The 24,086-nt window shown below is 62.1% G+C and carries 24 protein-coding genes; 4 read left to right on the top strand and 20 right to left on the bottom strand.

The features are described from left to right. Window positions 1-80: 80 nt before the first annotated feature. Together AC07O2_RS16670 and gshA are read right to left on the bottom strand one after the other, a co-directional pair. Entirely contained in the window at window positions 81-1,949 is a 1,869-nt protein-coding gene (locus AC07O2_RS16670; RefSeq protein WP_495076859.1) for a potassium transporter Kup, read from the bottom strand. 163 nt (window positions 1,950-2,112) lie between these two features. Then, window positions 2,113-3,396: a glutamate--cysteine ligase gene (gshA, locus tag AC07O2_RS16675; protein WP_495076860.1), complete on the bottom strand. Its 1,284-nt coding sequence runs from the start codon at window positions 3,394-3,396 to the stop codon at window positions 2,113-2,115. A 192-nt stretch (window positions 3,397-3,588) separates the two neighbouring features. Here gshA and AC07O2_RS16680 point away from each other — a divergent pair, with 192 nt between their 5' ends. After that, on the top strand, window positions 3,589-4,479 hold the full coding sequence (locus tag AC07O2_RS16680; RefSeq protein ID WP_495076861.1) for an amino acid ABC transporter substrate-binding protein: 891 nt from the start codon (window positions 3,589-3,591) through the stop codon (window positions 4,477-4,479). Here AC07O2_RS16680 and AC07O2_RS16685 read toward each other — a convergent pair. From AC07O2_RS16685 to AC07O2_RS16720, 8 genes are all read right to left on the bottom strand, one after another. Then, on the bottom strand, window positions 4,476-5,768 hold the full coding sequence (locus AC07O2_RS16685; protein ID WP_495076862.1) for a glutamate-5-semialdehyde dehydrogenase: 1,293 nt from the start codon (window positions 5,766-5,768) through the stop codon (window positions 4,476-4,478). The two genes, AC07O2_RS16680 and AC07O2_RS16685, sit on opposite strands and share 4 nt — an antisense overlap. A gap of 26 nt (window positions 5,769-5,794) precedes the next feature. Continuing rightward, window positions 5,795-6,856: a DNA polymerase III subunit delta gene (gene holA, locus AC07O2_RS16690; RefSeq protein ID WP_495076863.1), complete on the bottom strand. Its 1,062-nt coding sequence runs from the start codon at window positions 6,854-6,856 to the stop codon at window positions 5,795-5,797. Between the two features lie 8 nt (window positions 6,857-6,864). Then, window positions 6,865-7,368 (bottom strand): LPS-assembly lipoprotein LptE, encoded by a 504-nt coding sequence (locus tag AC07O2_RS16695; RefSeq protein WP_495076864.1) that lies wholly within the window; start codon window positions 7,366-7,368, stop codon window positions 6,865-6,867. Further along, window positions 7,368-10,025 (bottom strand): leucine--tRNA ligase, encoded by a 2,658-nt coding sequence (leuS, locus tag AC07O2_RS16700; RefSeq protein ID WP_495076865.1) that lies wholly within the window; start codon window positions 10,023-10,025, stop codon window positions 7,368-7,370. The genes AC07O2_RS16695 and leuS overlap by 1 nt, the downstream gene beginning before the upstream one ends. A gap of 65 nt (window positions 10,026-10,090) precedes the next feature. Beyond that, window positions 10,091-10,513 carry an ExbD/TolR family protein gene (locus AC07O2_RS16705; RefSeq protein ID WP_495076866.1) on the bottom strand — a complete coding sequence of 141 codons (423 nt, stop codon included), beginning with the start codon at window positions 10,511-10,513 and terminating at the stop codon, window positions 10,091-10,093. A gap of 15 nt (window positions 10,514-10,528) precedes the next feature. Beyond that, window positions 10,529-11,173, bottom strand: coding sequence for a MotA/TolQ/ExbB proton channel family protein (locus tag AC07O2_RS16710; protein WP_495076867.1), 645 nt, complete (start codon window positions 11,171-11,173; stop codon window positions 10,529-10,531). Between the two features lie 4 nt (window positions 11,174-11,177). Continuing rightward, window positions 11,178-12,020 (bottom strand): 4-hydroxy-tetrahydrodipicolinate reductase, encoded by an 843-nt coding sequence (gene dapB / locus AC07O2_RS16715; protein ID WP_495076868.1) that lies wholly within the window; start codon window positions 12,018-12,020, stop codon window positions 11,178-11,180. A 13-nt stretch (window positions 12,021-12,033) separates the two neighbouring features. Further along, window positions 12,034-12,513, bottom strand: a complete 480-nt coding sequence (locus AC07O2_RS16720) for an outer membrane protein assembly factor BamE (RefSeq protein ID WP_495076869.1) — start codon at window positions 12,511-12,513, stop codon at window positions 12,034-12,036. A gap of 157 nt (window positions 12,514-12,670) precedes the next feature. On the opposite strand from AC07O2_RS16720, the gene fur reads away from it, so the two are divergent. Then, window positions 12,671-13,093 (top strand): ferric iron uptake transcriptional regulator, encoded by a 423-nt coding sequence (fur, locus tag AC07O2_RS16725; RefSeq protein ID WP_495076870.1) that lies wholly within the window; start codon window positions 12,671-12,673, stop codon window positions 13,091-13,093. A gap of 26 nt (window positions 13,094-13,119) precedes the next feature. Here the strand turns inward: fur and hprK are convergent, their stop codons facing one another. From hprK to hpf, 3 genes are all read right to left on the bottom strand, one after another. Further along, window positions 13,120-14,070: an HPr(Ser) kinase/phosphatase gene (gene hprK / locus AC07O2_RS16730; RefSeq protein ID WP_495076871.1), complete on the bottom strand. Its 951-nt coding sequence runs from the start codon at window positions 14,068-14,070 to the stop codon at window positions 13,120-13,122. A gap of 40 nt (window positions 14,071-14,110) precedes the next feature. After that, complete coding sequence (locus AC07O2_RS16735; RefSeq protein ID WP_495076872.1) at window positions 14,111-14,578, bottom strand: PTS sugar transporter subunit IIA; 468 nt, start codon at window positions 14,576-14,578, stop codon at window positions 14,111-14,113. Window positions 14,579-14,671: 93 nt separating this feature from the next. Beyond that, window positions 14,672-15,001 (bottom strand): ribosome hibernation-promoting factor, HPF/YfiA family, encoded by a 330-nt coding sequence (gene hpf, locus AC07O2_RS16740; RefSeq protein ID WP_490591461.1) that lies wholly within the window; start codon window positions 14,999-15,001, stop codon window positions 14,672-14,674. 330 nt (window positions 15,002-15,331) lie between these two features. Here hpf and AC07O2_RS16745 point away from each other — a divergent pair, with 330 nt between their 5' ends. After that, the gene (locus AC07O2_RS16745; protein ID WP_495076873.1) at window positions 15,332-16,321 is read left to right on the top strand and encodes a magnesium and cobalt transport protein CorA; all 990 of its coding nucleotides are present in this window, start codon (window positions 15,332-15,334) and stop codon (window positions 16,319-16,321) included. Here the strand turns inward: AC07O2_RS16745 and AC07O2_RS16750 are convergent. From AC07O2_RS16750 to AC07O2_RS16775, 6 genes are all read right to left on the bottom strand, one after another. Further along, window positions 16,318-17,064 (bottom strand): 5'-methylthioadenosine/adenosylhomocysteine nucleosidase, encoded by a 747-nt coding sequence (locus tag AC07O2_RS16750; RefSeq protein WP_495076874.1) that lies wholly within the window; start codon window positions 17,062-17,064, stop codon window positions 16,318-16,320. The genes AC07O2_RS16745 and AC07O2_RS16750 overlap by 4 nt on opposite strands. Continuing rightward, the gene (locus AC07O2_RS16755; protein ID WP_495076875.1) at window positions 17,061-18,737 is read right to left on the bottom strand and encodes a long-chain-fatty-acid--CoA ligase; all 1,677 of its coding nucleotides are present in this window, start codon (window positions 18,735-18,737) and stop codon (window positions 17,061-17,063) included. Before AC07O2_RS16755 ends, AC07O2_RS16750 begins: the two co-directional genes overlap by 4 nt. A 121-nt stretch (window positions 18,738-18,858) precedes the next feature. Next, window positions 18,859-20,295, bottom strand: a complete 1,437-nt coding sequence (locus AC07O2_RS16760) for an NAD(P)(+) transhydrogenase (Re/Si-specific) subunit beta (protein ID WP_495076876.1) — start codon at window positions 20,293-20,295, stop codon at window positions 18,859-18,861. Beyond that, window positions 20,292-20,609 (bottom strand): NAD(P) transhydrogenase subunit alpha part 2, encoded by a 318-nt coding sequence (locus AC07O2_RS16765; RefSeq protein WP_495076877.1) that lies wholly within the window; start codon window positions 20,607-20,609, stop codon window positions 20,292-20,294. The genes AC07O2_RS16760 and AC07O2_RS16765 overlap by 4 nt, the downstream gene beginning before the upstream one ends. Before the next feature lie 16 nt (window positions 20,610-20,625). Next, complete coding sequence (locus AC07O2_RS16770) at window positions 20,626-21,345, bottom strand: hypothetical protein (protein WP_495076878.1); 720 nt, start codon at window positions 21,343-21,345, stop codon at window positions 20,626-20,628. Next, a complete protein-coding gene (locus tag AC07O2_RS16775; RefSeq protein ID WP_495076879.1) occupies window positions 21,342-22,469 on the bottom strand; it encodes a Re/Si-specific NAD(P)(+) transhydrogenase subunit alpha in 1,128 nt (375 codons plus the stop codon). The genes AC07O2_RS16770 and AC07O2_RS16775 overlap by 4 nt, the downstream gene beginning before the upstream one ends. A 157-nt stretch (window positions 22,470-22,626) precedes the next feature. Here AC07O2_RS16775 and AC07O2_RS16780 point away from each other — a divergent pair, with 157 nt between their 5' ends. Beyond that, window positions 22,627-23,100, top strand: a complete 474-nt coding sequence (locus tag AC07O2_RS16780) for an NUDIX hydrolase (protein WP_495076880.1) — start codon at window positions 22,627-22,629, stop codon at window positions 23,098-23,100. Here AC07O2_RS16780 and AC07O2_RS16785 read toward each other — a convergent pair. Then, complete coding sequence (locus AC07O2_RS16785; RefSeq protein WP_495076881.1) at window positions 23,097-24,080, bottom strand: 2-dehydropantoate 2-reductase; 984 nt, start codon at window positions 24,078-24,080, stop codon at window positions 23,097-23,099. The genes AC07O2_RS16780 and AC07O2_RS16785 overlap by 4 nt on opposite strands. Between the last annotated feature and the right edge of the window lie 6 nt (window positions 24,081-24,086).

Consider the following 24,086-nt stretch of genomic DNA (forward strand, 5'->3'; position numbering starts at 1 on the left):
CGGAAGCAAGCGGCAAATCGGAAAAGCCCCGGGGGCCCGGGGCACTGTGCGGACCGGATTGTCGCACCCTGGCGGTGCGGCTAAATTTCTATCTTGGAGCCCAGCTCGACCACCGCGTTGTTCGGCAGGCGCAGGAAGTCGGCCGCGTCGCTGGCGTTGTGGTGCATCTGGGCAAACAGCTTTTCACGCCAGGGCGCCATGCCGCCGCCCAGGGTAGGAATGACGGTGTCGCGCGACAGGAAGTAGCTGGTGGTCATGACCTCCAGCTCGCAACCACGGCCGCGGATCAGCTCCAGGGCACGTGGAACGTCCGGGCCGTTCTTGAAGCCGTAGTGGATGGTGACCTGCCAGCAGTTGTGGCCCAGGGCGATCACCTCCAGGCGCTTATCCATGCCCACCCAGGGAATCGGGTGGTTGTGCACGGTAACGAAGAGGTTGTTCTCATGCAGCACCTTGTTGTGCTTGAGGTTGTGCAGCAAGGCATTGGGCACCATGCCCTTGTCAGCGGTCATGAACACGGCAGTGCCTTCCACGCGCATGGGCGGGCTGATAAACACCGAGTCCAGAAAGCTTTGCAGGTCCATGGCGTTTTCACGCTGCTTGAGGGCCAGCAGCCGGCGGCCGTCCTTCCAGGTGGACATCACGATGTACAGAACAATAGCCATGGCCAGCGGAAACCAGCCGCCTTGCAGGATCTTCAGCGAATTGGACGCCAGGAAGACCACATCCACCACCAGGAAAAAACCGGTCGCAGCCAAGCACAACGGCAGGGAATAACCCCAACCGTAGCGCACCACAAAGAAGGTCAGCGCGGTGGTGATGACCATCAACAAGCTAACCGAAATGCCGTAGGCCGCAGCCAACGCATCGGACGAGCCGAACATCAGCACCGCCGCCACCACCCCGGCCAGCAGGGTCCAGTTGACTACCGGCACATAGATTTGTCCGGTGTCGCGTACCGAGGTGTGCAAAATGCTCAGGCGCGGCAAATAGCCCATCTGGATGGTTTGCTTGGTGGCTGAGAAGGCGCCGGAAATCAACGCCTGCGAGGCGATCACCGTGGCGGCAGTCGCCAGACCCACAGTCGGAATCAGTGCCCAGTCGGGAACCATCAGGTAAAAGGGGTTGTCAACAGCCGCCGGGTCCATCAACACCAGCGCGCCCTGGCCAAAATAATTGAGCGTCAGCGCCGGCATCACCACCGCAAACCAGGCAATACGGATGGGCTGTTTGCCAAAGTGCCCCATGTCGGCATACAGTGCCTCGGCTCCGGTCAGGCACAGGAACACCGCGCCCAACGTAATGAAGGCAATGTGCAGGTTCTGAAACGAGAATTTCAGCGCGTAAATAGGCGACAAGGCCATGAGCACGGCGGGGTAGCGCAGGATCTGGGCGACACCCATCACCGCCAGCAAACCAAACCACAGCAGTGTCACCGGGCCGAAAAACTTGCCGATGTCACCCGTACCCCGGCGCTGCACCATGAACAGCAGCACCAGGATCACCAGGGAAATGGCTTTCACGTAAGGCGCTGCGCCCGGTGTGATGATTTCCACGCCCTCGACCGCCGACAGCACGGAGATGGCCGGGGTGATCACGCCATCGCCAAAAAACAGTGCCAGGCCGAACACGCCCAGCATGAGCAAAGCTTGTCGCAGACGAGGGCTGGTCTTGACCGACTCCGCCGCCAGCGCCAGCAGGGCCATCAGCCCGCCTTCACCGTTGTTGTCGGCCCGCATGATGAGCACCACGTATTTGAGTGACACCACCACCATCAGAGCCCAGAAGAACAGGGACAGGACGCCGAGCACATTGAACTCGCTTACCTGCACATGGCCGTGGGCAAAAACTTCTTTGAATGCGTAGAGGGGAGAGGTACCGATATCGCCGTAGACCACACCGAGTGCACCGAGTGTGAGCGCCGTAAGCGAAGATTTTGAACTTTGCACAAATAAGGTCCCGCGGGGACGACCTCCATAAGGTCAGCGGGGTTCCATAAACTTTGGGAAGCGTATTTTGCGCCTTGCACAAGCGCTTTCAAGCCGGGCAGACTGTCTATTCGGGGGGAATTGAAAAAATGTTGCAATGCAGCAACTCATTCCCTCCGCCGCTTCAATCGTAGGTTTCAGCGTCCGGGTCGGTGGCTTCCAGCTCATAGCTGGCCGCCGCCATGGCTAGGCGCGCCACCACGCCATACATGTAAAAACGGTTCGGCGCGCTGGCGCCGGGGCGCACGCCCACCTGGGGCAGATGAGCGCTTTCGGCGAAGGCCAGCGGCACATAGCTGGAACCCGGTGCGTTGAGGTATTCGTCCACCCCGCGCTCGGCATGGATGCGGTAGAAACCGCCCACCACGTAGCGGTCCATCATGTAAACCACGGGCTCGGCCACGGCGTCGTTGATGCGCTCGTTGGTCAGCACACCCTCCTGGATGATGGTGTCGCGCACCGGCAGATCGTCCTTGCGGGTCTTGGCACGGTGGTGCAACACGGCCAGATCCTTGACGTCGCGCACCGTCAAAATGCCCATACCAGGGGCACCGAAGTCGGACTTGACGATGACAAACGGCTTCTCGTGGATGCCGTATTCCTTGTATTTGCGCCGAATCTTGCCCAACAAGGCGTCCACATTGGTGGTCAGGCAGTCCATGCCGTGGCCTTCGGCCATGTCCACCGCGCCGCATTGGTTGAACATGGGGTTGATCAGCCAGGGGTCTATGCCCAGCAGCTTGCCCAAGCGCTTGGCCAGCTCTTCGTAACTGCGGAAATGGGTGCTTTTGCGCCGCACCGAGCCACCCGCGTGCAGCGGCGGCAGGAGGTACTGCTCGTGCAGGTCTTCCAGAATGCCCGGAGGGCCGGCCGACAGGTCGTTGTTCAGCAGAATCGTGCAAGGGTCGAAATCCTTCAGACCCAGGCGGCGCTTGCTGCGCACCACCGGCTCCAGTGTGACCTGCTCGCCATTCGGCAAATTGATGGTCTTGGCTTCCTTTACGTCGGGGCTGATGGAGCCAATGCGTACGTTCAGGCCAGCCATGTGGAAGATGCGCTGCAGCTGCGCCAGGTTCGCCAGGTAGAAGGTACTGCGCGTATCGTTTTCGGCAATCAGCAGCAGGTTCTTGGCCTCGGGGCAGATCTTCTCGATGGCGGCCATGGCCGACTGTACGGCCAGGGGCAGCATTTGCGGCGTCAGGTTGTTCCAGCTGCCGGGAAACAGGTTGGTATCCACCGGTGCCAGCTTGAAACCGGCGTTGCGGATATCCACCGCGCAATAAAACGGCGGGGTGTGCTCCATCCACTCCAACCGAAACCAGCGCTCAATGGCGGGCATGGAGTCCAGGATGCGCTGCTCCAGTTCATTGATAGGGCCGGTCAGCGCAGTAATGAGATGGGGAACCATGGGTTTTTCTTTGAAGGGTATAAGCGCATTGTAGGAAGCTGGCAAGACAGACCCGGCGCTAGGCAGCCGGATGGGTCAACGCAAAAATCCCTGCACGCGCGAGGCATTGGCACAGAATATGCGGATTCTTTGCGGCTCTGCAAGATGCAGCCGCCGCCCATTCGCAACTTTTTCCCCACCCCTGCACCTGCCATGGCTTTTCGCTCCTTTTGCTTGTCCACTTGTATGGTCTTTTGCTGCAGCCTGACGGCAGGTGCCGGCACGCTGGAAAACATCCGCGCCAGTGGTGAAATCACCCTGGCGCACCGCAATGCATCCATTCCCTTCTCGTATGTGGAAGCCGACGGCCGCCCCATGGGCTATGCCCTGGACCTGTGCCTGAAAGTGGTGGAGGCCATCAAGCACGAATTGAAAATGGACAAGCTGGCGGTGAAATACCTGCTGGTCACGCCCGACAAGCGCCTTAGCGCCATCTCCGAGGGCCAGGCCGCGATGGAATGCGGCTCCACCACCAACAATGCGGAACGCCGCAAGACGGTGGACTTCACGATTCCGCACTTTATCTCCAGCGCACGTCTGCTGGTGCGCAGCAACGACCACATCGAATCCCTGGCCCAACTGGCGGGCAAGACCGTGGTCTCGACCAAGGGTACGACGCCGCTGGAGCGCCTGCGGCGCATCAACAACGAGCAGTCGCTGCACATCAATGTGGTGGAGGCCGCCGACCACGCACAGGCCTTCGCTATGGTGGCCGCCGGCCAAGCCGCGGCGTTCGCGATGGACGACGTGCTGCTGTCGGGTCTGCGGGCCAATGCCAGCAAGCCTGAGGACTTTGTGGTGACGGGCAAGCCGCTGACCATCGAGCCCTACGCCATCATGCTGCCCAAGGACGACGCGCCGTTCAAGAAAGTAGTGGACCAGGAAATGCGCCGCATCATCCAGAGCGGTGAGATCAACGCCCTGTACGCGCGCTGGTTCCAGCTACCGATACCGCCCAAGGGCATCAACCTGGCACTGCCCATGCCCTATATGTTGCGCGACTCGTTCAAGTACCCTAGCGATAAGGTAGGCGACTTGAATTAGCCGCGCACCTCGCCCTGGCCTAAGACCACATATTTGAGCGAGGTCAGGCCAGCCAGACCGACCGGACCGCGGGCGTGGAACTTGTCGGTGCTGATGCCGATTTCTGCGCCCAGACCGTACTCGAAGCCATCGGCAAAACGGGTGCTGGCGTTCACCATCACGCTGGCCGAATCTACCTCGCGCAGGAACGCTTGAGCATGCATGTGGTCGCGCGTGAGGATGGCGTCGGTGTGGTGGGATGAGTACTGGTTGATATGGGCAATCGCCTCGTCGACACCTTCGACGATCTTGATGCTAATGACCGGCGCCAGGTACTCCTCGGACCAGTCCTGCTCGGTGGCGGCCACGATATTTGCTACATCTTTGGTAGCTGCATGTGCAGACAGTATCTGCACCGCAGCCGGATCACATCGCATTTCCACGCCCTTGGCGGCATAAATGGCGCCGATCAATGGTAGGAACTCGGCCGCCACGCCACGCGCCACCAGCAGGCCCTCGGTGGCGTTGCAGGGGCTGTATTTTTGCGTCTTGGCGTTGTCGGCCACCTTCACCGCCATGGCGATGTCGCAGGGGTCGTCCACATACACATGGCAGTTGCCGTCCAGGTGCTTGATCACCGGCACCTTGGCGTCACGGCTGATGCGCTCGATCAGGCTCTTGCCGCCGCGCGGGATGATTACGTCCACGTACTGGGGCATGGTGATGAGTTGGCCCACGACTTCGCGGTCGGTGGTCTGCACCAGTTGCACCGCGTCGGCGGGCAGGCCGGCTTCGACCAGGGCTTGCTGCACCAGCAGGGCCAGAGCCTTGTTGGAGTCGATCGCCTCGGAGCCGCCGCGCAGAATGCAGGCATTGCCGCTCTTGATGGACAGGCTCGCGGCCTCGATGGTCACATTCGGGCGGCTCTCGAAGATCATGCCGAACACGCCGATCGGCACGCGCATCTGACCCACGCGGATGCCGCTGGGCTGCTGCTGCAGGCCGATGATCTCGCCGATGCTGTCGGGCATGGCGGCCAGTTGCTCGCAGCCCTGGGCGCAGGTTTCCAGCGTCTGCGGGCTGAGCTTGAGGCGGTCCACCATGGGCGCGGCCAGGCCGGCGGCGCGGGCGCGGTCCAGGTCCTTGGCATTTTCAATCTGCAGCGCGGCGGTGCTATCGCGCAGCAGGCGGGCCAGGGTGCGCAATGCTATGTTTTTAGCAGCTGCTTGCGCACGCGCCATCTGCGCAGAAGCCACTTTTGCTTGCAAACCCAAAGTCTGGGTGTATTCGGCGATGTTCAGAGCGTTCATCGCCCTATTTTCTCACGCAAGAATATTTAGCGCCCGGCTGGGGGCACACAAGCCTGGCACAGCATGCCGGCGAGACGGTGCAGAGCCTGCCAGGAATCGGCCGGCCAATTCGGCAGCTTCAGGCCTTTGACGATGCCATCCACCTGGTGCGCGGCCGCCAGCAGCTCGGCGATGGTGTGGGCGCCCAGGCGTGGCAGCACGCGCTCAAACAAGCGCTCTTTGGCGCCCCAGACGCGGTTGTCGCGCAGCGCCATGGGCAGGGGCTTGCCGGCGTCCATGGCGTCTTTCACACGCTTGAGCGCGCGGATGTCTTCGGCAATCGCCCAGTGCACCAGCACCTCGGCCTCGCCCTCGGCCTGCAGGCCGTCGAGCATGCGCTGCACCCGCAGGCGCTGGCCGGCCAGCACGGCCTCGGACAGCTTGAACACGTCGTAACGGGCCACGTTCAGCACCGCGGCCTCTACCTGCTGCCATTGCAGCTCGCCCGCCGGGTACAGCAGGGCTAGCTTCTGGATTTCCTGGTGCGCGGCCAGCAGATTGCCCTCGACCCGGTCGGCAAAGAACTGCAAAGTGCGCTGGCCCTCGACACCGGCTTCGACACGCTGCCCCTGTGCCTGTAGGCGCTGGGCGATCCATTGCGGCAGGGCGCCGCGCTCCACCGGCTCCACCTGCACCGTCACGCCGTAACGCTCCAGCGCCACAAACCAGGCGGCGGACTTGGCCTGCTTGTCCAGGCGCGGCAAGACCACCAAGGTCAGGGTGTCGGTATTGCCCTCAGCCTGCTCGGCCAGGCGCTGCAAGGCCGGGCTGCCCTCCTTGCCCGGCTTGCCGGACGGGATGCGAACCTCCAGCATCTGCTTGTCAGCAAACAGGCTGAGCGAGCCACCGGCGGCCAGCACCTCGCTCCAATCGAAATGCGCGCCGGACACGGTATGCACCGTGCGCTCGGTAAAGCCCTGGCTGCGCGCCACGGCACGGATCGCGTCCAGTGCCTCCTGCACCAGCAGCGGCTCGTCGCCGTGCAAGGTGTAGAGCGAGCGCAGGCCTTTCTGCAGCTGCGCCGTGAGTTGGCCGGGAGCCAGTTGCATCGCGGCGGCTAGAGTTCTTTGACGGAGCCAAGCCGACGCATGATCTGCTGCACCACGTCGGTCTGCATGCTGCGGTACAGCAGTTGCTCTTCGGCTTCCTTGGACAGAGCCGTGCTTTCCGAGTAGCTGATATCGCGCTGCTGCACGATCTCGGAATCGGGGATCAGCTCTTTGCCGTCTGGCGTGCGCAGGCGGAACTTCATGCGCACGCGCAGCTGGAATTCACGCACCTGGCCCGACGAGGTGAGCGAGGCCACGGTTTTCTCGCGCTGGTCTTGCAGCACCTCCAGCACCACCTGGGCCGTCGCCAACTTGGCCGGGTCGGTGATGACCTCGACCTTGCCGCTGGCCTTGATATTGCGCTTGAGCTCAATGCCCAGCGAAGACGCCTCGGCCACACGCACAAAAATAGTGGTGAACGCATAGTTGGGTGCCTGGCGCAGCTGGAAGCCGCAGCCCACCAGGCCCAATGCGGAAAGTGCGGGCAGTGTCAGAAGCAGGCGGCGGCGCATCACAGCACCAGGTTCACCAGGCGCCCGGGCACCACGATGATTTTTTTAGGTGCCGCTCCAGCGGCGATCTTGGTAAACGCCTCGCAGGCCAGGGCCGCAGCTTCGATCTCGGGCTTGGCGGCAGTGGCGGCCACAAAGATGGAGCCGCGCAGCTTGCCGTTGACCTGCAGCATCAGTTCAATTTCGTCCTGCACCAGGGCCAGCGGGTCCACCACCGGCCAGGGCGCATCCAGCAGGTCGCCAAAACGGTCTGCGTAGCCGAGCTCAGTCCACAGCGCATGGGTGATGTGGGGCGTTGCCGGGTACAGGCAGCGCAGCAGGATGCTGAAAGCCTCGATCAGCGCCACCTGGGCACCGGCGGAGTCCTGCGCCTTGAAGTCTTCCAGCGCGTTCAGCAGCTTCATGCAGCCGGACACCACGGTGTTGTATTGCATGCGCTGGTAGTCGTAGTCCACCTGGCGCAGCACGGTGTGCACCTCCAGCCGCAAGGCCTTGGCCTCCTTGCTGAATTCCACATCTTTCAGGCTGCTAGCGCCCGTAACACTTGCGACAGCCGCTACGGAATCCATAGCAGCCAGCTTGACGCCGAAGTTCCACACACGGCGCAGGAAACGGTAGCTGCCTTCAACAGACGCGTCATTCCACTCCAGCGTGGCTTCGGGCGGCGCGGTGAACATGGTGTACAGGCGGGCCGTGTCGGCGCCGTACTTCTCGATCAGGTCCTGCGGGTCGACGCCGTTGCTCTTGCTCTTGCTCATGGTGGTGAGCTCGTAGTCCAGCAGTGTGCCGTCGGCCTTCAGCGTGCCGCCGACGATCTGGTCGCGCTCGTTGCGCTTCACATCGACTTCGCTTTCCCAGTGGTACTGGATGCCACCGCTGGCCGGCTTGTGCGAGAAGGCGCCGTTCAGCACCATGCCCTGGGTCAGCAGTTTGCTGAAAGGCTCGTCCACCTGAACCAAGTCCAGGTCGCGCATCACCTTGGTCCAGAAGCGTGCGTACAGCAGGTGCAGGATGGCGTGCTCGATGCCACCGATGTACTGGTCCATGGGCATCCAGTAGTTGGCGCCCTCGGCCACCATCTTGTCGGCGTTGTGCGGGTCGCAGTAGCGCATGAAGTACCAGCTGGAATCCACAAAGGTGTCCATGGTGTCGGTCTCGCGCCGGGCCTTGGCGCCGCAGATCGGGCACACCACGCCAGCGTGGAAGCCTTCGTGCTTGTTCAGCGGGTTGCCAGAGCCGTCGGGGATGCAGTCCTGCGGCAGCACTACCGGCAGATCCTTCTCGGGCACCGGCACCGCGCCGTGTTCTTCGCAGTGGATGATGGGGATGGGCGTACCCCAGTAGCGCTGGCGGCTCACGCCCCAGTCGCGCAGACGCCAGGTGGTCTTCTTCTCGCCCAGGCCCTTGACCTGCAGCGCGTGGGCCACAGCATTCACCGCGTCCTGGAAGCCCAGGCCGCTGAAGCTGTCGGAATTGATGGTGACGCCGCGCTGCTTGTCGCCGTACCAGTCGTTCCAGTGGTGGTAGTCGTAATGCAGGTGGTCTACATGCACTACCTGGACGATGGGCAGCTCGTACTTCAGCGCGAAGGCGAAGTCGCGCTCGTCGTGGGCGGGTACACCCATCACGGCGCCGTCGCCATAGCCCATCAGCACATAGTTGCCAACCCAGACGTCGATCTTGTGGCCATTCAACGGGTGGATGACTTGCAGGCCGGTGGGCATGCCTTCTTTTTCACGCACTGCCAGCTCGGCCTCGGTGGTGCCGCCCTGCTTGCAGCTCTCAATGAAGGCCGCCAGCTTGGGATTGGTTTGGGCCGCATGCGTGGCCAGCGGGTGCTCGGGCGCCACGGCGCAAAAGGTCACGCCCATGATGGTGTCGGCACGGGTGGTGAAGACATACATCTTGCCGTCGCCGATCAGCTGGCCGCTGCTGTCCTGGATGGTGTGCGGGAAGGCGAAACGCACGCCTTCGCTCTTGCCGATCCAGTTCTCCTGCATCAGCTTGACTCGCTCGGGCCAGCCGGGCAGATCGTCCTTGACCTGGCCCAGCAGCTCGTCGGCGTAGTCGGTGATCTTCAGGTAGTAGCCGGGGATTTCACGTTTCTCGACCACGGCACCGGTACGCCAGCCCTTGCCGTCGATGACCTGCTCGTTGGCCAGCACGGTCATGTCCACCGGGTCCCAGTTGACCACCTGGGTCTTGCGGTAGGCAATGCCCTTGTCCAGCATCTTCAGGAACAGCCACTGGTTCCACTTGTAGTACTCGGGCGTGCAGGTGGCGACCTCGCGGCTCCAGTCGATGGCCAGGCCCATGGCCTGCATCTGCTTCTTCATGTAGGCGATGTTGTCGAAGGTCCACTGCGCGGGCGGTACACCGTTCTTCATCGCCGCGTTTTCAGCCGGCAGGCCGAAAGCGTCCCAGCCCATGGGCATGAGCACGTTGTAGCCCTGCATGCGCAGCTGGCGCGCCAGCATGTCGTTGATGGTGTAGTTGCGCACATGGCCCATGTGCAGCTTGCCGCTGGGGTAAGGCAGCATGGAGCAGGCGTAGAACTTCTTCTTGGATGCATCTTCGGTGACGCGGTAGGCGTCGCGGCCATTCCAATAGTTTTGCGCAGACGGTTCGACGTCGAGATGGTTGTATTTTTCGAGCATGGCAGGCGTAAAAAGCGGGAAGAAGCAGAAAGACGGGGCGGCACACAAGCCGCAAGGGGCTGATTTTAGGGCGTGGCCGTGGGCTGGGCCACAAATCCTATGCGATTCAGGCCGGCGGCCTGCGCGGCACCCATGACTTCCACCACGCGGCCATAGGGCACGGTGGTATCGGCACGCAATTGCACCTCGGTATCAGGGTTTTGCTCGGCTACGGCGGCCAGTTGGGTCGCCAGTTGGGCCGCGTTGACCGGCTTGTCGTCCAGAAAGGCCTGGCCGGACTTGTCCACCACCAAGGTGACAGACTGGGGCGCGGCCTGCGACTTGGCCGCATCGGTCTTGGGCAGGTCCAGCTTGATGGAGCTGGACAGCAGCGGCGCGGTGATGATGAAGATCACCACCAGCACCAGCATCACGTCCACCAATGGCGTCATATTGATGTCGCTCATGGGCTCGGAACCCTTGGTGCGCTCAAGACGGCCGAATGCCATGGTGGGTCTCAGGCCTTAGGCCGTATGGCTGGCCAACAGCTCGCGCAGGTCGCGGGCAAAACCTTCCAGATCGGCCTCGATGCTGCCGATCAGGCGTCCAAACACGTTGTAGGCCAGCACCGCCGGAATTGCCACTGCCAGGCCGGCGGCCGTCATCACCAGAGATTCGCCCACCGGGCCGGCCACCTTGTCGATGCTGATCTGGCCTTCGAGTGCGATGGCGCCGAGCGCGTGGTAAATGCCCCAGACCGTGCCCAGCAGGCCGACAAACGGCGCAGTGGAACCCACGGTAGCCAGCAATACCTGGCCAAACTGCAGCTTGTGCAGCACGGCATGCAAGGCATTGCGCAACACGCGGGTCAGTTGCTGGGCGCGGTCACCGGCTGCGGCCAAGGTACCACTTGCTTCCATTTTTGTAGCTGCAACCAAAGGTAGTACGAGCGCCAGAGGGTCAAAAGACACCAGACGTTCCGAGGCCTCGGCCACGCTAGGCGACTGCCAAAACGCAGCGGTGCTGCGGGCCACGTCGGTGCGCGCACGACGCAGCAGCCAGCCCTTCCAGAAAATCACCATCCAGCTGGCCACAGACATGCACAAAAGCACGAGCGCCACGATGCGGCTGACGATGTCGCCCCGCATCAGCACCTGTAGCGGGTCCATGGTGTTATTTCAGGCCCAAGACGTCGAACATGTCGAACAAGCCCTTGCGCTTGTCAGCCAGGAAGCGCACAGCACGCAGGCTGCCCTGTGCGTAAGTCACACGGCTGGACGACTTGTGGCTGATCTCGATACGCTCGCCAATGCCAGCAAACAGCACGGTGTGGTCGCCCACGATGTCGCCACCGCGGATAGTGGCGAAGCCAATGCTGGACGGGTCGCGCTCGCCGGTGATGCCTTCACGGGCGTACACGGCGCAGTCTTTCAGATCACGGCCCAGCGCATCGGCAATCACTTCGCCCATCTTCAGCGCGGTGCCGGACGGTGCATCCACCTTGTGGCGGTGGTGGGCCTCGACGATCTCGATGTCGTAGCCGGTGGACAGGGCCTTGGCGGCCATTTCCAGCAGCTTCAGGGTGACGTTCACGCCGACGCTCATATTCGGCGCCAGCATGATGGCGATATCTTGCGCGATGTCGGCGATTTCGGCCTTTTGCTCGTCGCTGAAACCGGTGGTACCCACTACGGCGTTCACACCCAGGCTGCGGCAGATGCGCAGATGGTGCATGGTGCCTTCGGGCCGGGTGAAGTCGATCAAGGTACGGGCATTCTGCAGGCCGGCCTTCACGTCGGCCGTAATGGCCACACCGGTGCTATGGCCCAAAAATGCAGCGGCATCGACGCCGATATTGGGGTCGGTAGCCAAACCCAGGGCGCCAGCCAGCACGCAGTCGTCGGCATTGTGGATGGCCTCCACCAGCATGCGGCCCATACGGCCAGAAGCGCCAGCAACGGCAATCGCGTGGGGCACGCCCGCCGTGGTGGCCTGTAAGGAAAGAGAATCGGTCATGGAAAAGCCAGAATTAAGGCGCCGCAGGGGCTTCTAAAGGGGGGTAGGTTGTGGCCGCCGTCACCGGGGCGGCGGGCGCTTGCGGAGCAGATGCGGCAGCGGCGGGCGCGGGAAAGGACTTCAGGCTGCTTTCATCGGCCTCCAGCAGAGGCACCGTCTTGACAGGACGGGAGCGGGCCAGCAAGCCCACGAATTCGCTCTCGCTGGGCATGGGGTCGCCTTCTACACGGTCTACCGCATCACCCTTGAAATACACAGTCAGCTGGCGCGACTGGGGCTCGGTACCTTGGCGATCCAAGGTAAAGACATAGTCCCAACGGTCGGCATGGAAGACGCTTTGCAGCAAAGAGGTCCCCAGAATGTCCTTGACCTGCTCGCGGGACATGCCGGGCTTGATGGCCTCAACCTGCTCCTTGGAAACAAAATTACCTTGCACCACTTCTATCTTGTAGGGCGACACGACAGCCAGCAAACTACGCGTTTTCGTATCCACTCCGCTGCACGCCGCCGAGGCCGCGCAGACAGCAAGCACAAGGGCGCAACGGGTACCGCGCAATAAAGGTTCGAACATGGATAAAGGCTCTGGCGATATGATCAAACGATTGTAGCGGCTGCCTCCCAGCCACCCCGCCCCCGAAAGATACGACACCATGGCCAACATCGACGAGCTCAAAAATACCGGCCTCAAAGCCACCCTGCCACGACTGAAGATTCTGGAGATTTTCCAGAAAGGCGAACTGCGCCACATGACGGCAGAAGATGTATTCCGGGTTTTACTGCTGGAGCATTCAGACATCGGCCTGGCCACCGTCTACCGCGTGCTAACCCAGTTTGAACAAGCCGGGATTTTGTCGCGTAGCAACTTCGAATCGGGCAAGTCGGTGTACGAGCTGAACGAAGGCCACCACCACGACCACTTCATCTGCACATCCTGCAGCAAGGTGGAAGAGTTTTACGACGCAGAAATCGAGCAGCGCCAAAAAATCGTGGCCAAGGAAAAAGGCTGGACGGTGCAGGACCACGCCATGTCGCTGTACGGACTGTGCGCCGACTGCAGCAAAAAGCAGGCTTAAAAACCTGCTCAAGGGCCTGAAAGGCCCTAGCCCTCGTTTTCCATGGCCTTGCGGTGGCGCTCGACAAACTCTTGGTAGGTGTCAATGCCACGCAGCTGCAAGATCGTATTGCGCACGGCCGCCTCGACCAGCACGGCGATGTTGCGGCCAGCCACCACCTGGATGATGACCTTGCGCACCGGCACACCCAGCACATCCTGGGTCAGCGGCTCGTAAGGTAGGCGCTCATACTCGCGCTCCATGGTCTCCTTGCGTACCAGGTGCACGATGAGCTTGAGCCGCATCTTGCGCCGCACCGCGGTCTCGCCAAAGATGCCACGGATATCCAGCAAACCAATGCCGCGCACTTCCAGCAGGTTTTGCAGCAGCTCGGGGCAGCGACCTTCAATGGTGGTCTGGTTGATACGGTACAGATCCACTGCATCGTCGGCCACCAGGCCATTGCCACGTGAAATCAGCTCCAGGCCCAGCTCGCTTTTGCCCAGGCCGGATTCACCGGTGATCATCACGCCCAGGCCCAGAATGTCCATGAACACGCCGTGCATCGAGGTGCGGTCGGCGAAATGTTTGGACAGATAGGCGCGTAGCACGTCAATCACGAAGGCCGATGAATCCTGGGTGGAAAACATCGGGATTTGCGCGCGTTCGCACATGGACAGCAGTGCGTCCGGTGCTGCCTGGCCATCGGCAATCACCAGCACCGGCGGCTCCAGCGTGACGATGCGGGCGATGCGGCGCGCGCAGTCCTCACCAGAGGCGCTGGTCAGGTAAGCGACTTCGCGCTCACCCAGAATCTGCACACGGTAGGGGTGGATGTAGTTCAGGTAGCCGACCAGATCGGCACCAGAACGGGCCGCACGCACAGCCACCTCGTCAAAACGCCGCTCCGAAGCACCGAGACCCGCAATCCACTCCCAGCGCAACAGGCCACGAAAAGCTTCAAACAGGACGTCAGCGCTGACGACGGTGGGTTTCAAAGACGGTACCGACCCTGAACGCTATTAAACAGCCAACAGACTAGGCGGGTTGCGCCGACTGCCAGGTGCTGATCAGGCCGTGCAGGGCCGCAGCGTCTTCGGCAGTCTTGATTTTTTCACGCAGGGGCGCGTCGCTGAGCAGCTCGGCGATTTCCGACAGGATTTCCAGATGTTTCTGGGTTGCAGCCTCGGGCACCAGCAAAAAAATCAACAGGCCCACGGGCAATTCGTCGGGTGCATCAAAACCGATGGGCTGGGCCAACTGCACCACAGCGGCCATGGGCGACTTCAGCCCCTTGATGCGTCCGTGCGGGATGGCCACCCCATGCCCTAAACCGGTGGAGCCCAGACGCTCTCGGGCAAACAGGCTGTCCGTGATCAGGGCGCGACTCAGGCCGTGCAGGTTTTCAAACAGCAAGCCGGCTTCTTCAAAAGCACGCTTTTTGCTGGACGCGTCAACGCTCACGAGCACTTGAGCGGAGGGCAGGATGGAGGCGAGTCGGTTCATGGTGGGGAGTGAATTATGCACGTGCTGCGTCGCACAACAAAAAAGCCGCCTGATTATGCGGGCGGCTTTGTGGTTGGCGCGCAGCGCCCGAGACTACATCAGGCGCTTGGGCGCTTCATGGTGGTGGTCTTGCACACGGTCTTTGTGGCGTCCCACCTGGCGATCCAGCTTGTCGACCAACTCGTCCACGGCAGCATACAAATCCGCATGGGAGCTCTCGGCGAACATGTCATTGCCTTTGACGTGGATGTTGCACTCGGCGCGTTGTCGTCCCTGCTTTTCCTTTTGCTTCTCGATTGTCAGAAGAACTTTGACATCCACCAGTTGGTCAAAATGCCGGGTTATTCGGTCTAGCTTGGTGGTCACGTAGCTACGCAGTGCGGGAGTCACCTCCAGATGGTGTCCGCTGATCGTCAAGTTCATGTACAGCCTCCTAGTGCATTACTTTCACCGTTGAAAGTCGATTAACTATGCGCCCGATACAGGCGGAACGCAAGCACTAACCCGACCTGATGACATGGCTGTTACAACGGCTAACGAAAACGTGAATAAGTACGCCAATACACCATTCAACACCGCAAAACGCACACCAAAACCAGCACTTTTGCGATGCCATAATCCATAGCATTACCACATCGGAAATAACCCATGGAAAGCATACCTAGTCGGTAGCTTTCACCTCCCTGCGCTGCACGGGGGGTTGAAAGCCAACCCATTCCCCCGCCCGTAGCCATCATTTCCAGGGAGTGCCCCATGCTCAATATTTTTTCGCTCGCCAACGGTCGTTTATTCCAGGAGGAAATCGAATCGCTGGAAGAGCTGTCCCGTTTTCAACCGATCTGGGTCGACCTGGAGTCGCCGACGCTGGAAGAAAAGCGCTGGATCAAGCAGTACTACGGCCTGTCCATACCCGAAGACGCGATGGACGAAGATATCGAAGAATCGGCCCGGTTCTATCAGGAAGACAACGGCGAACTACATATCCGCAGCGACTTCTTGGTAGCCGACGAATCCGACCCGCGTACCGTGCGGGTGGCTTTCATCCTGAACCAACACAACACCGAGCTGAAAAGCCGCGGCGTACTGTTTTCCATCCACGATGAAGACGTGCCCGTATTCCGTCTGCTGCGCATGCGCGCGCGCCGGGCACCAGGCTTGATCGAAGACGCGAAAGAAGTTTTACTGAAACTTTTCGATGCCGACGCAGAGTACTCCGCCGACACACTGGAAGACATCTACGTGGACCTGGAAAAGGTCAGCCGCCGGGTACTGGCCGGCAATATGACCGACGCCTTGGCGGGCGAGGTACTGGCTTCTATCGCACGGCATGAGGATTTGAACGGCCGCATCCGCCGCAACATGATGGACACCCGCCGCGCCTTGAGCTTCATGATGCGCAGCAAGATGCTGAATGCCGAGCAGTTTGAAGAGGCCCGCCAGATCCACCGCGACATAGACTCACTGGACTCGCACACCGCCTTCCTGTTCGACAAGATCAACTTCTTGATGGACGCCACCGTCGGTTTCATCAACATCAATCAGAACAAGATCATCAAGATCTTCTCGGTGGCCAGCGTGGCCCTGCTGCCGCCGACCCTGGTGGCCAGCGTCTACGGCATGAATTTGAAATTCCCTGAGTTGGAATTTTTGGGCGGCTGGAGCTACCCCTATACCGTCACACTGATGGTGGCCAGCGCACTGGTACCCATGTGGTACTTCTACAAACGGGGATGGCTAACTTAGCCCAAGCGCTGCACAAATTCTGTGAGGATGGCCTGCGCATAGCGGCTGGCCACTGTGCGGACGAACTCGGGAAAGTCCACATGCGCGCTGTCGTCGGCGCGGTCGGAGATGGTGCGCATGGCGGCAAAGGGAATGCCGTAGTCATGGCAAACCTGGGCCACGGCGGCGCCTTCCATTTCCACGGCCAAGGCTTCATGGCCGGCGCCACGCAAAACAGCTTGCAAGCGCTGCACTTCAGTGGCGGCAGAGACGAAACGGTCACCGCTGGCCACCAAGCCATGGTGCACTTGGGGCTTGGATGCATTTAAAGAAAAAAGGCCGCTGGCGCAGGAAATACCTGCGCTAGCCGCTTGCAAAAGCATAGCAGTCTGCACCGGATCGCAGGCAAAGCGAGCCTGGCCATAGAGCGGTATTTCGAAGGTGGGAAACAGCGGTGCCGCGTTCATGTCGTGCTGGATGAAGTCGCGGGCCACCACCACGTCCCCCACCTGCACGCCCTCGCCTACGCCTCCGGCCACGCCGGTAAAGACGATGCAGCTGACCTGGAATTTCTCGATCAGCGCCGTGGCCGTGGTGGCCGCCGCCACCTTGCCTATGCGCGAAAGCGCCAGCACCACCGATTGGCCGTGCCAGACGCCCAGGCCAAATTCACGCCCAGCGTGTTGCACACGCCGGGGCTGCTCCAGCTGCTCGAAAATGCCCTGCTGCTCCTCGGCCAGGGCACTCAAGATGGCCAGGGTCATGCCTTGCTGCGCAGCTCGCGGCGCAGGATCTTGCCCACCGGGGTCTTCGGCAGCTCGGTGCGGAACTCGATGACGCGCGGCTGCTTGTAGCCGGTGAGCTTGGCCTTGCAGTATTCGCGTACCTGGGCTTCGGTCAGCTCGGGGTTTTTCTTCACGATCACCAGCTTCACGGCTTCGCCTGTCTTTTCGTCAGGCACGCCCACACAGGCACACTCCAGCACGCCGGGCATGGCCGAGACCACGTCTTCCACCTCGTTCGGGTAGACGTTGAAGCCGCTGACCAGCACCATGTCCTTTTTGCGGTCCACGATCTTGAAGAAGCCACGCTCGTCCATGGTGCCAATGTCGCCGGTTTTGAAATAGCCGTCGGCCGTCATGGCCGATGCGGTTTCGTCCGGGCGCTGCCAGTAGCCGGCCATGACCTGCGGGCCTTTGATGGCGATCTCGCCCGGCTGGCCCATGGGTACTTCCACACCCGCATCGTCCAGCAACTTGAAATAGGTGCTGGGAAGGGGCACACCAATCGAGCCGCTGTAGGACTTGCTGGTGGGCGGGTTGCAGCTGGCAGTGGGCGAGGTTTCACTCAGCCCGTAGCCTTCGGTGATGGGGCAGCCGGTCTTCTCCAGCCAGAGCTTGGCCACGGCCGCCTGCACCGCCATGCCCCCGCCAATAGACACCTTCAAATGGCTCCAGTCCACGGTATTGAAGTCGGGGTGGTTGGCCAGGCCGTTGAACAGGGTATTCACCGCCGGCAGGCTGTGGATGCGGTGCTGCGACAGCTCCTTCAGCACGGCCTTGAGGTCGCGCGGATTCGGAATCAGGATCAGCTTGCCGCCGGTGCGCATGGACAGCATCATGCCCACGGTAAAAGCGAAGATGTGGTACAGCGGCAGCGCGCAAACGCTGGTGGGCTGTTCGTCAGCGGGTACAGCATCCATCACCGGTTGGTTCCAGGCCTCGGACTGCAATACGTTGGCGATCACATTGCGGTGCAGCAGCACCGCACCCTTGGACACGCCGGTGGTACCGCCGGTGTACTGCAGCACGGCCACATCGTCGTGCTGCACCGGTACCGGTTTGAAGACACCTTGGCTGCCCTTTTCCAATGCTGCATTGAAGCGCACCGCGCCCGGCAACTGGAACGGCGGCACCAGCTTCTTGAGCTTGCGCACCACGTAGTTGACCAGTGCGCCCTTGAGCAACCCCAATTGGTCGCCCATGGCGCACAACACCACGTGTTTCACCGGCGTGGCAGCGATGCAGTGCTCCAGCGTGGCGGCAAAGTTCTCCAGAATCACGATGGCCTTGGCGCCCGAGTCCTTGAGCTGGTGCTCCAGCTCACGCGGGGTGTACAGCGGGTTCACATTGACCAGCACCAGGCCGGCCCGCAGCAGAGCTGCCACGGCCACCGGGTACTGCGGCACATTGGGCATCATCACCGCCACGCGATCGCCCTTGACCAGGCCCAGACCTTGCAGATAGGCGGCGAACTTGCGGCTCAGCGCATCGGTCTCGCTGTAGCGCAAGTCCTTGCCCATGAAGCTGTAGGCCGTGCGGTCGGCATACTTCTGGAAGCTCTCCTCGATCAGCGCCTGCAATGAGGGGTAGCACGCCGGATCAATGTCGGCGGGTACGCCCGGTGGGTAGCTGTTGAGCCAAATGCGCTCGGTCATTCACGTTCCTTCAAAAATACATACACACAGCAATTAGCCCAGAACAGCGCGGAACCGGCTTTGCCGGGCCGCTGCTGTTGCCACCGGCAAGGGGGTTGGAGGCCACACGAAGTGGGCAAGCCTATTCAATGGCCTTGACCATATCCTCGACCACCTTCTTGGCGTCGCCAAACACCATCATGGTCTTGTCCATGTAGAACAGCTCATTGTCCAGCCCCGCGTAGCCGGCGGCCATACTGCGCTTGTTGACGATGATGGTCTTGGCCTTGTAGGCCTCCAGGATGGGCATGCCGTAGATCGGGCTGCCCTTCACATGCGCGGCCGGGTTCACCACGTCGTTGGCACCCAGGATGATGGCCACGTCGACCTGGCCGAACTCGCCGTTGATGTCTTCCATCTCAAACACCTGGTCGTAAGGGACCTCGGCCTCGGCCAGCAACACGTTCATGTGGCCTGGCATACGGCCGGCCACTGGGTGGATGGCGTATTTGACGTTGACGCCCTTCGCTGTGAGCTTTTGCGCCAACTCTTTGACTGCGTGCTGGGCCCGCGCCACGGCCAAGCCGTAGCCGGGCACGATGACCACGGTTTCGGCATTGCCCAGCACAAAGGCCGCATCGTCGGCGCTACCGCTCTTCACCGCGCGCTGCACAGCCGCGCCGGACGCTGCAGCCGCCGCATCGCCACCAAAGCCACCGCCGATCACATTGAAGAACGAGCGGTTCATGGCCTTGCACATGATGTAGCTCAGGATGGCGCCACTGGAGCCCACCAGGCTGCCGGCAATGATCAGCATGCTGTTGTTCAGGCTGAAGCCGATGCCGGCCGCGGCCCAGCCGGAGTAGCTGTTCAGCATCGATACCACCACCGGCATATCGGCTCCGCCAATCGGGATGATCAGCAGCACGCCCAGCAAGAAGCCGAGCGCGATCACCAGGCAGATGTCCAGCCAGCTTTGCGAATGCCAGAAGCCGAACACAAAGAACACCGCCGCCAGGCCCAGCACCAGGTTCAGCTTGTGCTGGCCGGGAAAGCTCACCGGCGTGCCCTGGAACAGGCGGAACTTGTACTTGCCGCTGAGCTTGCCAAACGCAATCACCGAGCCGCTGAAGGTCACTGCGCCAATGAACGCACCCAGCGCCAGCTCGATGCGGTTGCCGCCGGGAATGGCGCCACCCTTTTCCACAATCGCAAATGCCCAGGGTTCTGCCACAGCGGCCACGGCGATGAACACCGCCGCCAAGCCGATCATGCTGTGCATAAAGGCGACCAGCTCGGGCATCTTGGTCATCTCGACGCGCTTGGCCATCAGCGTGCCGACGCTGCCGCCGACCACCAGCGCGCCCAGTACCCAGGCAATGCCGGTACCGCCGTCCACACCCATCTGGCCGGCCAGCTTGAAGATCAGCGCAATGGTGGTGAGTACGGCCACCGCCATGCCCACCATGCCGAACAGGTTGCCACGGATGGATGTGGTGGGATGCGACAGGCCCTTGAGCGCCTGGATGAAGCAGACGCTGGCGAACAGGTACAGCAGGGTGACGAGGTTCAAGCTCATGCTGCCTCCTTGGCGGCAGCCTTTTTGTCCTTCTTCTTGAACATTTCCAGCATGCGCCGGGTGACCATGAAGCCACCGAACACATTCACCGCCGCCAGCGCCACGGCCAGCACGCCCATGGTCTTGCCCAGGCTGGTTTCGGTCAACGCAGCGGCCAGCATGGCGCCGACGATGACGATGGCCGAGATGGCATTGGTCACCGCCATCAGCGGGGTGTGCAGTGCCGGCGTGACGGTCCAGACCACGTGGTAGCCCACGTAGATGGCCAGCACGAAGATGATCAGGTTGGTGACCGTGTGGGAAAGTATGTCCATGCTCTTGTCTCCTTGTTTATGGGGAAGGCTGGTTGGCATTGAACGCCACGGCGGGCATCAGCAATTCACCGCCCATCGAGTTCACCGCCTCTTTCGATGCCGCGCCCAGCGCGTCAGCCCAGGCTGCAACCACCGGGCGCAAATTGACCGGCAATTTGTCCAGCGGCTCGTGGTTGGGCAAGCCTGCAAAATCCCTAGCCACCACGCCCTCCACCATCACAATGGAGGCATTGTGGTTGGACATGAAGATCCATACCGGATACGCCACTTCAGGCAACTTTAGCGATGGCGACAGCGGCTCAACGGCCGCCTTCAGCTTAGGCATGGCTTGCTTCAGCAGCATCTCTGTCGAGAACGGACCACCGGTCCGCGCACATTCCATGGCCTTGGCCTGGCCCCCACTGAAGTCATGCGCATACAGCGGCTCCTGGGCTTGGCAGCTGTTGTTGATGTAGAGCTGACTGCGGCCCCAGGTCGCGCCCACCATGAAAGCCGCCGCCACCTGGCCATCCGCGCGGCGCAGTACCAGCAACCCGGCTTCACTGCGGACCTCACCATTGCCCCCTGACACTTTGATACCCAAGGACGGTGCAGGGTACTTTTCCCAGTTGCTTTCGGCCAGGGCCACTTTGACGCGACCTATGGTGATTGCCGAGCCCTCTACTGGTTCGGCCCTTGCCACCGTCAGCACCGCCACGCCCATGGCCAGCGCGGCATAGATATTTTTCAACTTCATACCCGCGTCACCTTTCCACCCTGCGTCACCAGGCAAGCCGCGACGATATCGTCGGCCATGTCCACGTTCAGCGTGCCCTCCTTGGTCAAGATGAGCTTGAGGAAGTCCAGCACATTGCGGGCATACAGGGCCGAGGCGTCAGCCGCCACCAGGGCCGGCAGATTGGTTTCGCCGATCAGGGTCACGCCGTGTTTGACCACGGTCTTGTCGGCTTCGGACAGCGGGCAGTTGCCGCCACCATTGGCGCCTTTGCCGGCGGCGATGTCGACGATCACCGAGCCGGGCTTCATGCTTTTGACCATGTCCTCGGTGATCAGCGTGGGCGCGGCGCGGCCGGGGATCAGCGCGGTGGAGATCACCACGTCGGCCAGGGCCACGCGCTTGGCGACTTCGATCTGCTGGCGCGCCAGCCAGCTGGGCGGCATGGGCTTGGCGTAGCCGCCGACGCCGACGGCGGCTTCTTTCTCTTCCGGCGTGTCGTAGGACACTTCGATGAACTTGCCGCCCAGAGATTCAATCTGCTCCTTGACGCTGGGGCGTACGTCGCTGGCTTCGATGACGGCGCCGAGGCGCTTGGCGGTGGCGATGGCCTGCAGGCCGGCCACGCCGACGCCGAGGATCACCACGCGGGCGGCCTTGACGGTGCCGGCGGCGGTCATCAGCATGGGGAAGAAGCGCTGGTATTTGTCGGCGGCCATCATGACGGCCTTGTAGCCGGCGATGTTGGCCTGGCTGGACAGCACGTCCATGCTCTGGGCCCGGCTGGTGCGCGGGGCGGCTTCCAGCGCGAAGCTGGTCAGGCCGGCGGTAGCCAGGCGCTGCAGGCCAGGGGCGTCAAACGGGTTGAGCATGCCGACCAGGGTGGTGCCGGGGCGCATCAGCGCGGCTTCGGCGTCCGAGGGGCTGCGTACCTTGAGCACCAGATCGCAGGCCAGCGCACCAGCAGTGTCGGTGATCTCCGCACCGGCGGCCTGGTAGGCCTCGTCGGTTACGCTGGCGGCCACGCCGGCTCCCGACTGGATGCGCACCGTGTGGCCCTGGGCTTTGAGCTTCTTGGCGGTTTCGGGGGTGACAGCAACTCGGGTCTCACCGGTCGCAGTCTCGGCAGGCACGCCAATCAGCATATTTGTCTCCTCTGGATGGGATCAAGGATGGTGTACATCAATACTTTTCGCGGAATTTCGCCAAAGTTAATGTCTTCTGCCGACAAGCTTAACTGAGTTTGCCGACGCTCCCGGACACACCGACACCCAGGCGACAGCCAGTCCGCATAATGGATGCATGAAAAGCAGATGGAAACCCAGTGTCACCGTGGCCGCCGTGGTGGAGTACAACGGCCGCTTCCTGTTAGTGGAAGAACACACCCCCGAGGGCCTGCGCCTGAACAACCCGGCCGGTCACCTGGAAGCCGGCGAATCCCTGATGGAAGCCTGCGCGCGTGAGGCGCTGGAGGAAACCACTTACCTCTTCAACCCCACGGCCCTGGTCGGCATTTACCAGGCCCAGCTACGCAACACCAGCACACAGGAGTCCACCACCTATTTGCGCTTTGCCTTCTGCGGCGACCTGGGTGCCCTGCAGCCGCAGCGCAAGCTGGACCGCGGCATTGTGCGCACACTATGGATGACGCCCGACGAAATCCGCGCCAGCACCGCGCGCCACCGCAGCCCCCTACTGCTGCGCTGCGTGGAGGACTACCTGGCCGGGCGGCGTTATCCGCTGGATCTGGTGTACACCGCGCCCGAAATAAGCTAGGCCGCCGGGTACAGGCCGCGCACCCGCGCGTGCAAGCGCGCCATACCCAGCAGTGCGTCCATGAATGGCGTGTCCACGCCGGTCAGCCGGCCCAGCTCCTGCACCGCCGTCACCAAAGCGTCCAGCTCCACCGACTTGCCAGCCTCCACGTCCTGCAGCATGGAGGTCTTGAAAGCCCCCAGCTTGCGGGTGATGGCGTGCCGGTCTTCCGGCTGCTGGTCGATGGGAATGCCCAGCCGCTGACCAATCTCCTTGGCCTCCAGCATCACCCGGGTGGTGAAGCCGCAAACCAGCGGGTCCGCCATGATCAGGTCGGTGGTGGCGCCGGTCAGTGCGCTCACCGGGTTGACCGTCATATTGCCCCACAGCTTGAACCAGATGTCTTTCTGTATGCAGTCGGACACCGGCACCTCGAAGCCGGCCCGCGCCAGTAACTCCGCCAGCTGCTGTACCCGTGGGCTGCGCCCGCCGGCCGGCTCACCCAGGATCAGCTTGTTGCCGAAATGGTGCTGCACCAGGCCCGGCTCGGGCACCGAGGTGCCCGCATGCACCACGCAGCCTATGAGCTGCTCCGCCGGTATGGCCGCCGCGATCGCGCCCGTGGCATCCACCGCGCGCAGCGGCGTGCCCTGGTAGGCGCCGCCAAAGCCCTGGAAAAACCACCAGGGCACGCCGTTCATGGCGGTCAGCACCACGGTGTGCGGCCCCAGCAGCGGTGCGATGCCGCGTGCCACGTCGGCCAGCGCCGGCGCCTTGACGGCCACCACCACCAGGTCTTGCACGCCCAGGGCGGCGGCGTTGTCGGCCACCTGCACGGGCAACTGCAACAGGCTGCCGTCCTGCTGCAGGCGCAGACCGTGCGTACGCAGCGCCTCCAGCGTGGCACCACGCGCCAGCACACTCACTTGCGCGCCCTGGGCCGCCAGGCGTGCGCCAATCCAGCCGCCAATGGCGCCGGCACCATAAATACAGATTTTCATAAAAAG

It is taken from the genome of Rhodoferax sp. GW821-FHT10B06, from assembly GCF_059415605.1.